Here is a 13,563-nt window from a genome sequence, read left to right as displayed (position 1 = left end):
TGTTACTAAGCTAACTGGTGTAACGCTGTCTGAAGTAGACACATAAAATAGGAAAGAAACTCTCGTCGAACTCTTGCCTGCCCATCAGCAACGATTGGCAATTACGTATGAGGACTTTGCTAGGCGTCAGCAAGCTATCAGCGATTAGCCCGCTGGTGCGACAGGCCGCTACCGGCCAATAGCTGCCTTTGGTGCGATGCGTATGGTGCGTGAGGGTATTTATCCCGATAAGCATAGGGCTAGAGTTTAGGAGTGCTAAACGGATGTGTTCGTCCAAGGTGTCTTGCAGGAATAAAAATGGCCACCGCAGCCACAACTAGATACTTGCTTCACATCTGCGCTGCCGTTTACGCTTGATTCAAATTGACCGAGGACCCTGCGTAGAGCAGCAGAGGTGCTGGCAGAATCGTATTTAGGAGCGGCAATGGAACATTTCGTACCGTTTGAGATTGCCACCTGCGAAATGATCGACCCGTCACAAAGGGCCTACTCCCTTGACCCCGACCCCGAAAGACCTTTTCATCCGTTCAGAATTGAGGATCCCTTTGGGCTGAGGAATGCCGTAGTACCCGTATTCCGGCAAGATAAAAAGGGACAGCTTTTCGGGTTTGGCACTGCATTTAATATTAATCAGTTTGGCACTTTCCTTACAGCCCATCACGTCATCGACTTCTCTGGAGAAAGCGGCACGAGCCGGCCGGTCCTGTTTCTGAGCATGCATGCGATCGTGTTTGGCTCAGTCACCATTCCCAGTGACTGTTTCGTACCTATAACCGGGTATCAAATAGCCATGATGGATTCTGATGACCCGATGGGGGCTTTGCGAGGGAGGCAGGAGCGTAAAGTTGCCATGGACCTTGCAGTTATGCAGGCCTCTCCACTTGGACCACTAGTGCGTCCTCCCCAGACGGTGAGCGTCTGTATTCACGGATGGCGGCCTCAAGTCGGGGATATCTTGCTTGCCATCGGGTACCCAGAATTGGACCTTTCTGAGCTCTCGGCCGAGTCTCAAAAAATGCTTTTGTCGGAAGGGATGTATGGCGCATATGGACGCATTGTCGATGTGCACCTGAACGGGGTTGGCACGGCCAACCCTAGTCCGGTTATTGAGGTGGAGACTGACTGGCCTCCGGGCATGAGCGGAGGTCCGGTGTTCAATCGGGCAGGAGATGTTGTTGGTATCGTTAGCCGTTCGATTCGGGCCGAGGGCGATCTTCCCGGCAGGGGGTATGCGGTGGATCTTGGTAGGGCATACGACATCCAACCATTTGCGTCGAGCTTGGATGCACCGGGATGGCAGGTGTGTTGGGGGGTCTTCCTAGAAAACGAGACCGAACCGTTTAGCGTTCATGCTGCGGAGGAAGACGCCGTTTCAGCGGGAGATTTGCTCAGACAGCCTCACCGCATCGTGAAAGTCGCAAACAAAATCGGCACCAAAGATTGTATGTCGGTCTAGAGAATATGTGGGTTAGACCTCTGAGGTGCGAAGCGAGCTGGCAATCGACCACAGCCGATTGCTGCGCTTGACTTTTACTTCAGACTCCAAGTGAGTACAACTCGATATGGGTTTCTCCTATTGGTGTATGGATCGGCAGCAAGGCCGACGGTATCGAATGCATTCGGATTTACAGAGGAAGCGTCAAGGCAAGGGGAAGCATTGAACCAACTAGACGCTAGCCGGGTAGTTGCTCTTCACCTGACCACCCGCTTGCACTGCACTCCCCCAGTAATTTGCATCGACTTGACCAGCCGCGTGCATTGGATTTGACCAGCCAATTGGATGGCCTTGACCGGCAGAAATCGGCCAAAAGTATCCGTTCGCGTGTTGATGTTTACGACCTTTTGCAGTCAGTGGTGATTGGTAAAAATTGGACAGAAGCAAACCTTGGTATGCCGCTATTGCTTCACTATTACAGACAAAAATGAACAATTCCTTGCATATAGATATGCTGGATCCAAATTCTTTGGGAAAGGGTTGATCAATGATACAAGATTTCGACTTCTCTAACGAAATTGAGTGTGGCGTCGAAGTTTATTATGATGATTATATTATCTTAGGTGAGGGGCAATTGTCATTTGGTGGTGGCAATTTTATCTGTATACAGCTAGACCTTAACTCTAATTTCAGAGTACCACAAAGAAAGCTTCCGACCCTTAAGGCGAAAACAAAAGAAGGGCGACACTTTACTCTCTTCAATTGCGAAATTGAAGACCTATTATTATATGCAGGTTTTATTGCTTGCGGCAATGTTAAAGCTGGCATAAGTGAGTTTCATGTTAAGTATGAGGAATTGTCTGATTGGTTTTTACATGGTCAGTATATTGTTGGCGAGCTGGGCGAGAGTGTAAGCTGGAAAAATTCGGCGCCCCAGCTTTCTATAACTATAAAAATGGCTGACGAAAATTTTGCTCTTAAAACTGAAACATTTAGCAGCTTGACAAGACGTGGCGAAGATCATGTAATACACGAGCATACACGTTTTATTTTTGAGCGAGCTGGTGGCGTGTTTTCAGTTGAAGAGCTCAGAGAGAAATCTTTTGAGCTCTCCACCTTGTTATCTCTGCTGACTGCAACCCCTGTATCTATTGCAAATGTATGGGTTGGTTTTGGCGTGGGTTATCCTATCCCCATCTACTTTCCAGCCTTTAAAAAAATTGACAGAGGATCGTCCAGCGGAGCTTATTGGCTAAGTTGTTTAACCCAAAGACATTCGTTAGATGATAAATGGCAGTCAATATTTAACCGGTTTTATACTTCCAGCTATCGGAAAACTTCGTGGGTTCGTCTTGCAGGTATGCAACGTTATGAGGGGTTCTGGGAGTTCAAAGTTCTGGGATATGTGAGTTTACTTGACGAGTACGTTAGCACCTATGCAGAAATCGCAAATCAAAAATTGACAAAAACTGAAAGTAAAAAAGTTACAAAATTCAAAGAGCAAATTAAGCTTTTAAAAAAGCCTTTGAACAAATATCAGATTAAAGATATGGAGTCTCTTATTGAGTCGATTTTCGTGACGTCGCGTGAGTTGACGTTCAGAGAGAAATATTATTACGCAGAAAACTTGACGGACGAAAGCATCCGCAGAATTATCAATTTGTCGGATGATGACTTTTCGCTAATAAAGCGAATTAGGGATAAAATTGCACATGGGGCTGCGCCAGACTTATCAGATACATCATATCAGGAGCTTCATATTATCGTTGAAAAGATTGCGCTTCTGATGACTTATTGGGCGCATTCCGATCTCGGATTTTCACCGTCTGATTTTGCAGCCGCTTTGAAGTATACACACAACCGCCTTAAATTTAACCAGGGTCTAGACAAAATCCATCTCGACCGCATAACCAATTCAGCAGAATTCATTAAAGTTTCAGAAAGCCTTTTTGAAGGATTTGCCTCTGGTCAAGTCTCGATTATTAACGCCTGCTTTATTCAAAACTCAGAAGGAGAGCTGGTCTACTCTGAAAGGCATAAGGATATGTACAATGCATGGATTAATGATCGAGCTAGAACGAGCAATCAAGTTATCGATGCTTTTGGGTCTGAGTCTGAGCGAGCGACCGCGGTAGACAGCTTGTATTTGGAGTGCGGAGAAAAATCGATACGATTGCATATGGCATATATTATTAAGGGTGTGTAATTTCACAAAACAATTTTCCATGGGAGATGTAGTCAGGGAGACGTGCTCAATATTGTTCCATAACAGCCGGTCATGACTGACCGCTTAGGCCAGAAGCTGCTGTTCAGCGTTTATCCAATAGATGCATGAGCGTCACGACTAAACCATGGCAAAATGCTACCATGCATACTCTTAAATTGTTGTCTTCACAAAGGAACGGGAAATGACATGGAAAATTAAGCTAGAGGACCCACCTGATGGTTTTGATGACGGTATAAATATAAGCTCCTCAAAACCTAACTGGAATGATTTCGGTTTTAACTTTCATGCCTCAGTGAATTTTCTCTATAAAGGTGAGATGATATTTTTGAGTGCGTACGTATTGCCTCTGAATATTAAAGAGCAAAAACCGTATAGCTATCTCACCGGCGCCCCTTCAGGAGAGTTGAAATATTTTGTCAGTCTTCTGTCCAATCCTGAACAATACAGACATCTAGCAAGTAAGCTGCCAGATAGTGCTTTTATATATGTCTTAAAAGAACTGCATGAGGTGTCCTATGATCGTTATGCTGGCACTGGAAAGTACGAGCATGTAATTCAGATTGAACCTTTTAGGCTTGGGGTGCTTCGCGACCAAAAAGCCTATTTATCATTGATAAATGGATTTGCTGGCGCCTATGTTAAAGCACCCTTAGGTGACGCAAAAACTCCTTTTAGTTTCTCAACTTTGCTTCCTGGCACTGAAAATTTCGTGAAGCTTGATATTGGTTTTCGTCACCATGAGCATTTTGATGATAGGGTGCACTGCCTGATAGGTGTAAACGGCACAGGCAAAACTAACCTGCTTGCTCGTTTGGCGGTTGAAGCAGCGGCTCTAGCGAATAGAAAACAAGATGGTCCATCGACGCAGTTATATTCAGAGAACAAAAAGCTAATACAATATGATAGCTCCACTCTAGATTTTGCCGACGACTTTAGATTTAATCGTGTTGTCTCATATTTCTCTGATCCTTCTTCCGCCCTTCCACGCTTCAGCAGCGTTGGTGTTTTTGAGTATCACGCATTCAATACAACTGCAAGAAAAGAAACAAACGAATTCCATCAGAATCTTTCTTACTTGTTGGTGACCCTGCTGAGGGTTACTGATGACAGATTTAGTCAAGCCAAAAGCAAAATTTTTACCGACGCATTGTCTGGCATTATGCCTATGGACTTGTTAGCTATTCCTGTATCAAACGATTGTCCAGAGTATTGTTGCGTAGCGGATAGAGAAGGAAAAAAATGGAGCTTTATAAACCAGATGAATGGTGAGCAACGTTCGCTGGATATCCTGGGCACCATCGATATTACCAGAGAGCCTAGTTTCTTGAGTGCTGGCTCAAGGCGCGCTATAGACTTGAGTAGCGGACAACGCAGTATGTTTCACTTTGCACTGCATTTCCTGACACTCGCTGGCTACGGTACGTTACTGATAATAGATGAGCCCGAGACGTACCTTCATCCAAATCTTGTAAGTGATTACATGATGTTTCTCTATAGTATCCTGGAGTTGACATCGTCGATGGCTATCATAGCAACACATTCAGCCTACATCGTTCGAGAAGTTCCCACTCACTGTGTTCACATTTTGGAGCGAAAAGGCCCAGATGCGTCAATCAGTAGACCTTACCTTCAGACACTAGGTGCAAATGTAGCTGAAATATCTTTGGCAGTTTTTGGTGATAGCACCATTGATGCTTATCATCGTAAAATTAGCGAAATACTCGCCAAGACCAATATGAGCTTCGATCAGATACTTGAGGATTACAAAGACATTTTTAATATTGAAATGCTTTTGGAAATCAAGGATAGGATTTCCAATCCGGAGGAGTATGATTAATCATGCAGCATTTCAGTCATGCGCAAGCTATCGACGACTTGAAAACTCTCAAATCCTTAACGCTTGGTTACGTGTTTCTAAGCGGTACCTACAGTGCAATACATAAGGCATACTCTGACTACTTAAAAAGTTTCGGCTCACCTCAACTAAAAGCGATTGGTTTGTCTAAAGATCAAAAAATATGTTTGCATGCAGCATATGAGGGCGGCGCAAAAAAATATGGGCTAGATTGGATTCCTAAAGTGCGGGATGTACTCATCGGATCTTGCCCTATGTGCGGAAATTCAGCGGTTGGCACCGTAGAGCACTATCTGCCGAAGTCTCCATTTCCGGAGTTCTCCGTCTTTAGTTGGAACCTAGTACCCTCATGTAATTCTTGCAACCAAAAGCGGGGCAGCAAGCACGTGAACGGGGTGAAACACAAACTGCTACATCCGATTTTTGATAAAGACATTTTTTCCAGGCTAAAGCTCGTAACCAAATTCGATGTGTCCGGGATTGTCACAGAGTTTGAGCTTGGGTTTAATGAGCTTGATTTTGACCAAGTCGAGCAGTCTCGTATTCTGGCACACATGATGATCAGTATTGATCGCCGGGCCTTTAAGCTAGCCACCAATGTTCAAATTAGCACCATGGCGGCGAGAGTTGCACGTAAAAAAGAAGCGGCATGGGAGGCCGCCATAGAAGAGGAGCTGGCTATCATGCATGCTGCAAACTTGGGCTATGGCTGGGGGGCGGCATGCCTCAGAGGCCTTCTTGAAGTAAATCAAACACAACGCAGTGCCATTCTGATCCCAAAGCTTTTGTAATGGTTATAAGTTTCGCGTACCAAAACAGCTCCTTGGAACAGCTAACCGCGGCTGCTACAAGTCAGTGAGCTAAGTTTTCCTTCGGTCACACGTGAGAACCCAAATATATCTGACAGAGTTAGTTAACCGTTTGCTGCCCATTCTGAACGACTGTTTTTGGCGAAAGCAGACGTTCGTGGGTGGCAGCTATTGGCCCGAAAGCTGCCCTTTAAATTAATGTGAGGGTGGGACTGAACAGTTAAACCTGTCGGCTCAACCAACTACTATAGAGCAGGCAGCGGAAGCCGGATAGGCTTCCACGTGCGTTAACTCCGGCGCTTTAGTTTCTGATCAATGAGGCTCAGCTCTGCCTTGATCGCGTTTGCGGTGAGGTTCTGTATCGCTGTGCTTTTCCCCCAGCGAGAGCCCATAAGCTTGAGCAGGGCGCTCAGATGGGTTTTCCTGGCCTTCAGCGTTTCGGTACGACTGGAGTTGTTCTGCATGGCGGTGTTCATACTGCTGATCCTTGGGCATTATTTAAGCAGCCCACATGCGTGGGCTGTTTCAGGTAGAGCGGGTCGTTACAAGGCCAGCACGTCTTGTACGGCGTAGTGCGTTGAACGCTCCGAAAGATCACCCGAGGTCCAACTGCCAAAGTTCTCGCCTTGCTCTGGAACGTCCAGCTTTCGCAAGGCGACAGGATCTCGGTTAATCATGCGATGGGCCGCCCAAAGCTTTCCGCCGATATCAAGCAACGCTTGGGCTGCCTCATTCCATCTCTCCTCAAGAACCAAGGTCGCGAGGTACAGCGAATCATTCTGAATTTTTGTGTGCTCTTGTTGGGCTTCTGAGATGTGTTGGTCGACTGTGGTCAACTCTTGTTCCAGAGCCGTGATAATCAGCTGCTGACGACGGTTTTGCTCGGCTACAGTCGTAAGGTTTTTCGCGGCCTTTTGGGCGTCGACATTGGCAGTCTTCTCACCTTCGGCGTCGCCCCAAGCTACGGCTTGGGCATAGGCCGTCGCCGCTTCTGTCTCCGCCTGTCGAGCCTTTGCCATTTCATCTGTCGCTTGCTGGCGGATCTGACTCAGCCGGGTGCTAAGGCTCTGGCGCTTTTCGTTGAGTTCCTGCTCGTCGGCTTTCCAAGTCGCCATTGCATCAACGTAGCCCGCCATCAGGGTTTCGTGATTCGCGAGTTTTTCACGGCGATGGATTTTTTGATTCAACCTATAGATCTCAAAGTCCAGAGAATCAAACTTCCTTTTTCGCTCTTCATACTGATGCTGTACTTCTTGTTTCCCGCGTTGGTCAACGACCTCGGCGCTTTCCAGCGCAGTCTTGAGCGGAAGCATTTCGGTTTTGACATTTTCCATTTCGAGGATTAATTGTTCGCGGCGATCTGTCAGTTCTTTGAGTTCATTCATTGTCTTGTCTCTGTGCAATTTGTTTGGGTTGGGTTGAGCGGCTGGCGAGGCCGGGAATCAGCCGGCGCTACCTCGATCAGTAGGGATGCCTTCAGGCAGCCCGAGCCTCGCTCTCATCCGTTCCCGGAATCGTCTTCACGATGTAGCAGCGTTGCGGGCCGAGGCCGGGCAACCGGACCAAGCTCGATGCCTTGCCATCGCTACCAGGTTCCAACACCCCCCGGTGCAGCAGCTCCTTGTTCACGGCGTTGATGTTCATGCCCCGAAATATCTCGGATCGCCATGCCTCGGGCAGCACGTAGTAGGTGTGGGTGGTGTGCATGGTGTCGCCCATGCCGTGCTCCAGGGTTTTGCGAAAGCCCAGGCGGTCGATGGTGCGGGGCCCGTGCTCATCGATCTTCGCGGCGGCGGTCTCCCAGCGCGTAAAGCGGCTTTCGCCAAAGCGCTCGATGATCTGGCGAAGGCGGGCCAAGATCGCATCACCTTCAAGGTTTCCGGCGCCGCCACGCTCATTCAGCCACGCGCTAAGGCACACCCGTGCCGCTGTGGTCGCGGTGCCGTCAGGCCAACCGGTAATTCCGAGAGCGGTAGCGAGCTCTCCAGCTGCTGCGGCCAGCCCAAAGCGTGCAGCGGCTCGATGTGCCTGCCCGCTGGCCGAGGCGGGGAGGGCTTTGGCAACGAACCCTTCCAAAGTCCGTCGGAGGATGGTCGACCATCCGTGCATTTTCCCGGGCTCGCAAAGGGCCGCCAGGAACGCGGTGAGTGGCGTGCCGTAGTATTTGGCTACCCGAGCCTTGAGCGCGTCAGAGAGGGCCGCTGCGTCGTCGAAGCCACTCAACACGTCAAACATGCCGAGGCCTTTACTGGCGTCCGCCGGTACGGCGAGCATGCGCACTTCCATGCCGGCTTTCAGTTCCTTGTTTGCCTCGGCCATGTGCTGCGCCAACGTCTTCTCGCCCGTGGAGAGAAACAGCAAGCGCCACTCCTGTACCTGTCGGCCTGCTTGTCCTCGATCATTGGCGCGAGCCTTACCGGTGCCATTGCCAAGCATGTACACCGTTTCGCCGATGATGCGCGGGTCGCACATGCCGATTTCATCCAGCACCAGGAGGCCGTCCGAATGCGCGGCGGCGATGGATTCCAGAGCATTGTCTGTCGAGCGCCAGGAGCGCACCACACGTGGTCCGCCATAGATCGAGGCAGCGACTTGCAGGTGCGTGGTCTTGCCACCAGAGCTGTCACCGTAGAGGTGAAACCCGCCCGACTCGTGACCGAGTATGTTCAGCAATGGTCCAGCAAAAGCCACGCTGACGACGAACGCCAAACGATGGTTGCCAACGCACAGTGCGCCGATTTGCTCTTGCCACTGTTCCAGCGTGCCGGACTCGCTAATCGGTGGAAGTTGAGCACCGGCTTCATAGAAGTGCAGATGTTCGTCATGCGAGCCGATCTGCCGCTCGGGCAATAGGAAGGCATTCCCGTGCCAGCCCAGCCGAGTGACCAGACGAGCCCGTTGCGCGCTGTCAAAGCCCTGCAAATAGCTTTGCAGGTCGTTGCGTGCGTTACGTCCTGAGCGGCTGCCGGCTAGACGTAAACCCATGTCCACAAGGGGGCCAAGTACATCCTTGCCAAAGTCGCCCGTCATGGTGCGTGCTGGAATGTTCCAGCGTTTTTTCTGGCCGTCAGGGTCGTCGAACTCGACCAGTAAGCCCCAGTTGTGCCCCTTGTCGTCACGGGTACGTGCGAGGATCTCTAGAGGCGAGCACACAGGCCGCGCTTCGCCGTCGTCGCCGGAGTAAAACACGCCTTCTGACGTCAGGCGAAAACCACCGGGCAGCAGGTCATTTTTTGATTTGGCGGGCCGCTTGGTTTTCGGTGGTGCCTTTGTTTCGATTTCTCCGGCCGGAGCGGGGGTGGCTGCCGAGCCGAGCAGCTCACCAGTACGCTCCAGTTCGGCGAGGTGGGCCGATGTCCAGCCATTGGCGAGTGCGTCAGCTGCATCGTCGCCATCGTCCCATTGACCACCTTTGGCAAAGGTCGGTTTGCCATTCTTTAGCGTGGGCTTGCGTTTGAAGACGTCCAGGGCGATTGCTTGCACTGAGGCGGCGCCGATTTCACGCAGCTTTTCCGCGACGGCCTCCATGCAGCTCTGACCGCTGGAGTCGTTGTCCGGCCACAACAAGACAGACCGTCCTTTGAGCGGTGTCAGGTCGGCCTTGTGCCAAGAGTTGGAACCGTTCGGCCAGCAGGTCGCCACATGGCCCGGCATCAACTCGGCAGCGGCATCGGCGGCTTTCTCACCCTCGCACAGTACGACCGGGGCATCGAGCCGTTGCGATAGTTCGTCCAGGTGCAGAAGAGGGCGTGGATCGGGCAGACCTTGCCAACGCCATTGCGTGGTTTGGCCGTCGGCGCGTTGGCACCAGGTCAACGGTGCAAAGACCTTCCTTGGCTTACCGTCTTCGTCCGGCCCCAGGTCGAACCGATAAAGCGCCATGAGGGGCCGGCCTTGGGCATCGCGATAGATCCAGACCTTGGAGGGCACGCCGTGTTGTCGGTGCTTGGCAGGGCACTTATTCATGGCCTCGACCGGGATCGGCTGAATGGCAATCCATTCCGGCGCTTTGCCTTTGCTCGGTGCTGGCTTCGATTGCGCGGCGCCTGCCGATACGTGCAGCAGATCCGCCAGCTTGTTGCAGGCTTCCACGTCCGTGCCGCCGTCTAGGTAGCGCACCAGGTCGATCAGGTCGCCGCCCTTGTCACCGGTAGCAAAATCCGCCCAGGTGCCTTTGCTCAAGTTGACCTTGAGCGACCCGGCACGTTTGTCCGTGCGGGTCGGATTGGGGGCGGTGTATTCCTTGCCGCCATCGACCCGTTTGCCGTTGGGCAGCCAATGGGAAAGTACGCGATCAATGTCCTTGAGTGCGGCGCCTTTCACGTCGGCAAAGCTGGGGCGTTTTGTTGGATTGTTTGTGCGCTGGGTCATGTATCGGCCCCCGGCATAAACATCGCATCGTTCACATCATCAATCAGGGCCTTTGCCATTTCGCCCAGGTAAAGCGCGCACCAGCTGTAGCGCTCGCCTTTATCACTCATGGCGGCATCGAGCGTGAGTTGATTGGCATAATGCTGGAGGAGTGAAACCGTTTCGAGCGCGTCCTCAATAGGAATGCCCGCATTCACCCGAAACACGCCCTGGCCCGAGGTTTTATTGAAAAACGACGCTCGGCCTAGTGTGGTGTGAGCGCTCATACGGCACCGCCTTTCTGATCCATCGGCACAGACGTGGTGTCACCGTGCAGGGTCAGGGTTTTAATCAGTCCCAGGGTGCCCCGGACATCCCAAATAACAGCGGCCAGGACGTGATTGGCTAGGCGTGGTCTGTCGCTTTCGCTTTCGAAATGGTCCTCAAGCAACATCAGTACGGACTCTGCGCGGTTGATGGCACAGGTGATTGCATCAACCGGGACACCCTTCTCGATATCTTTGCTGACGCAGAGCAGGTCTTCGGGCAAGGCGAAGCTGAGGGAGGAGTTCATTGGGCACCGCCTGCGGCTTCGAGAGCGCGAGCTTTGACCATATGGGCGTTGTAACGGGCAAGACGAGTAGCGAGGCTGGAGTTGGCGTGTAGAGCGGCGAGAGCCATTGCACGGTGTGCAGCGGCGCGATTTTTGAACGGATTGAGGGCGTGTTGCATTTGTGAAGGCTCCTTGTACTGAGGAACCGCCACCGTCTGCCGCCAAGCAGATTAGGGTGACGGATTGCGCAGGATTGGCGGACCGGCGTACAAGGAGACCGGCGCACCCGAGGGTGCTCCTACGCAACCCGCCATAACACGGGAATGCAGACACAAAAAAAGCGCCTGCAATCGTAATGGGGGCGCTGTTGCGCCTTGTACTGTTTGGGCCGCCAAGCCCATTCGCTGAATTTGCAGCGACGACCAGAGAGTACCGCTCGTTTTTCGAAAGTGCAACTACGCGGGTGGCTTGCGGATTTTTTAGGTGTGGCATAAATTGTTCGGGCATGTAGATTTACCTCAACGCCTCCGGATCGCCCCCGGAGGCGTTTTCGTTTCAGGCATGAAAGTCGAAGCGCAGGGAAAGCAGGGGCAGGAAGCCGCCTTGGAGCATTGAGCGGGCGTCTTCATAGGCTTCCGCTTGCTGGCCCTCGTCGACGATCACCGCCCCGGTCTTTTCGCAGTGGAGAGAGAGCGCGCACCAGGTGCCGTCAGCCCAACTGAGCACACTGACCACGCGACCCTGTTTGTCCTGCTGGCTGCGGTAGCGCTCCAGGCGCTGCATGAGGCGGGGCGAAAAGCCGATCTGGCGAAGAATGGAGAACGGGTACATCAGGGCTTTGTTGGCGATCTTGCGGCTCATGCGGCCACCTGATCACGGGCAGCGATGCGTGCTCGTGTCCATGCTTGAACTTCTGCCAAAACCCATGCAACCGGAGCGCTTCGGGCGTTGCTGTTGCTGAGCTTCACCGGCATTGGGAATCCACTGTCCGGTTGGCGCATGAGCTTGTAGATGGTCGGGCGTGCAAGCCCTACGATTGAAATGACCTCAGGCATTCGAATGAGGGTCGATGCTGGGTCTTGAGACGCGATGGTTTTTGATACGGTATTCATAGCGAGCCTAACCTGAGTGAAATGAGACAACAGGCCATACGCTACGTAGGGGAGGGGGAACGGACAGTGTCCGCTCCCCTTTTTTTCATTTGAGGGGTCTAAGACCCAGAATGGTCAGATGGTCTCTGATGGTTTTTTTGGTTCCATGAACGTTCTGGTCAAAAAGCAGATTGGTTAGCTCTGCATCGCTCAGACTGCGCTTTTCAATCAAGCGGCCATTGATGATTTTTTCGGCCGCTGCCTTGATATTCGCGCGCCTATACATCGTGTCCGATTGTATTTTTGATTCAGGGTCTCGATTTCCCTTACCGGCTTCATGGCCCCGCTTCGATGCCTTTGCCGAGAAAGCCTCATTGAGCATTCGGTGCATCAGGCTGGATGCGTTGAAGCCAGTCTTGAATACGTCAATGTTCTCCGCTTGCCTATACAGTTCTGCCATCGATAGGGTCTGTTTGGCTTCACCCAGCAATTCAGCGAATCGCTCTCGCGCTTTGATTTCGGTTCCACTGCGGCGGTATCGTTCTTTTTCGACCAGGTCTAGATATTGGGGGGGCGAGTCATTTCTCAACTGCTCTAGCAGTTCTGCATCGATGTCGTAGGTCGCAAGTTCAAGTTCAAACAACCAGTTTCCGAGAGCCTCTACCGCTTCGGTGCCAAGCACGAGGGCAAAGGTCGCTGCCAGTTGCGAGTCTGTAGCTTGATGATTGAAGCCGGGGAGATGTCGAATGACATTTGGCAACGAGGCTGCTCCCGCGACGCTGGCATGGTCATCAATGACGTCACGTAGTTCAAAGACCGTTGTTGTGACTGGTTCAGCACACAGCGCGTAGGAGCCATCCTCAAGCCAGAATGAAGTGGCGTCGTCGATAAGGTCGAATGCTTGTCGGAAGTGCTCACTGAATTGGCGGTAGAGAGCCAATTCACGAATGGCTCGTTCGACGTCGTCCATGTCCTGGATTAAGCATTTTACGTCTATCCCTGCAATTTCCAGCTCCTCTATGCCAGTGCTCGGTTCAATGGGCATGTTGGGCACCCCGTCGCCCCGGAGCTGGGGGGCAGTTGCAGCGATGCGCATATGAAAATGGCACCGCCCGCAGGGCTGAGCGAGGCGGATTTTCGTTACACGACTTGGTGTCGTTACACTCGGTGTATCGTTGAGGTGGTCGCGGTGTAACGTGAAAAAAATACAATAAATTCAATTGGTTGATGTCGTTCGTTACAC

12 protein-coding genes are annotated in these 13,563 nt (G+C 51.6%); 4 read left to right on the top strand and 8 right to left on the bottom strand.

Translation table 11 applies throughout. The features are described from left to right. Positions 1-424: 424 nt before the first annotated feature. From AD665_RS09540 to AD665_RS09525, 4 genes are all read left to right on the top strand, one after another. Positions 425-1,456, top strand: a complete 1,032-nt coding sequence (locus tag AD665_RS09540; RefSeq protein WP_053191872.1) for a S1 family peptidase — start codon at positions 425-427, stop codon at positions 1,454-1,456. Between the two features lie 526 nt (positions 1,457-1,982). Next, positions 1,983-3,641 (top strand): ApeA N-terminal domain 1-containing protein, encoded by a 1,659-nt coding sequence (locus AD665_RS27360; RefSeq protein WP_147460399.1) that lies wholly within the window; start codon positions 1,983-1,985, stop codon positions 3,639-3,641. 202 nt (positions 3,642-3,843) lie between these two features. Further along, the gene (locus AD665_RS26790) at positions 3,844-5,499 is read left to right on the top strand and encodes an AAA family ATPase (protein ID WP_080996579.1); all 1,656 of its coding nucleotides are present in this window, start codon (positions 3,844-3,846) and stop codon (positions 5,497-5,499) included. 2 nt (positions 5,500-5,501) lie between these two features. Beyond that, entirely contained in the window at positions 5,502-6,308 is an 807-nt protein-coding gene (locus AD665_RS09525; RefSeq protein WP_053191866.1) for an HNH endonuclease, read from the top strand. A 305-nt stretch (positions 6,309-6,613) separates the two neighbouring features. Here AD665_RS09525 and AD665_RS09520 read toward each other — a convergent pair whose 3' ends face one another. The 8 genes from AD665_RS09520 to AD665_RS09490 form a co-directional block, all read right to left on the bottom strand. Continuing rightward, positions 6,614-6,802 carry a hypothetical protein gene (locus AD665_RS09520; RefSeq protein WP_053191864.1) on the bottom strand — a complete coding sequence of 63 codons (189 nt, stop codon included), beginning with the start codon at positions 6,800-6,802 and terminating at the stop codon, positions 6,614-6,616. A gap of 66 nt (positions 6,803-6,868) precedes the next feature. Next, on the bottom strand, positions 6,869-7,711 hold the full coding sequence (locus AD665_RS09515) for a coiled-coil domain-containing protein (RefSeq protein ID WP_053191862.1): 843 nt from the start codon (positions 7,709-7,711) through the stop codon (positions 6,869-6,871). Positions 7,712-7,802: 91 nt separating this feature from the next. Further along, positions 7,803-10,697, bottom strand: a complete 2,895-nt coding sequence (locus AD665_RS09510) for a DUF927 domain-containing protein (protein WP_053191859.1) — start codon at positions 10,695-10,697, stop codon at positions 7,803-7,805. Further along, a complete protein-coding gene (locus AD665_RS09505; RefSeq protein WP_053191857.1) occupies positions 10,694-10,963 on the bottom strand; it encodes a DUF3077 domain-containing protein in 270 nt (89 codons plus the stop codon). The genes AD665_RS09510 and AD665_RS09505 overlap by 4 nt, the downstream gene beginning before the upstream one ends. Beyond that, the gene (locus AD665_RS09500; RefSeq protein WP_010457912.1) at positions 10,960-11,250 is read right to left on the bottom strand and encodes a hypothetical protein; all 291 of its coding nucleotides are present in this window, start codon (positions 11,248-11,250) and stop codon (positions 10,960-10,962) included. Before AD665_RS09500 ends, AD665_RS09505 begins: the two co-directional genes overlap by 4 nt. 534 nt (positions 11,251-11,784) lie before the next feature. Next, a complete protein-coding gene (locus AD665_RS09495; RefSeq protein ID WP_053191855.1) occupies positions 11,785-12,090 on the bottom strand; it encodes a hypothetical protein in 306 nt (101 codons plus the stop codon). Next, entirely contained in the window at positions 12,087-12,341 is a 255-nt protein-coding gene (locus tag AD665_RS26785) for a helix-turn-helix transcriptional regulator (RefSeq protein ID WP_080996578.1), read from the bottom strand. Before AD665_RS26785 ends, AD665_RS09495 begins: the two co-directional genes overlap by 4 nt. 85 nt (positions 12,342-12,426) lie before the next feature. Next, positions 12,427-13,365 (bottom strand): hypothetical protein, encoded by a 939-nt coding sequence (locus tag AD665_RS09490; RefSeq protein ID WP_053191892.1) that lies wholly within the window; start codon positions 13,363-13,365, stop codon positions 12,427-12,429. Positions 13,366-13,563 lie beyond the last annotated feature (198 nt).

The organism is Pseudomonas corrugata (genome assembly GCF_001269905.1).
Taxonomy (GTDB): domain Bacteria; phylum Pseudomonadota; class Gammaproteobacteria; order Pseudomonadales; family Pseudomonadaceae; genus Aquipseudomonas; species Aquipseudomonas corrugata.
Note: the sequence above shows the minus strand (reverse complement) of the source record. Positions and strands in the feature narration are given on the sequence as shown.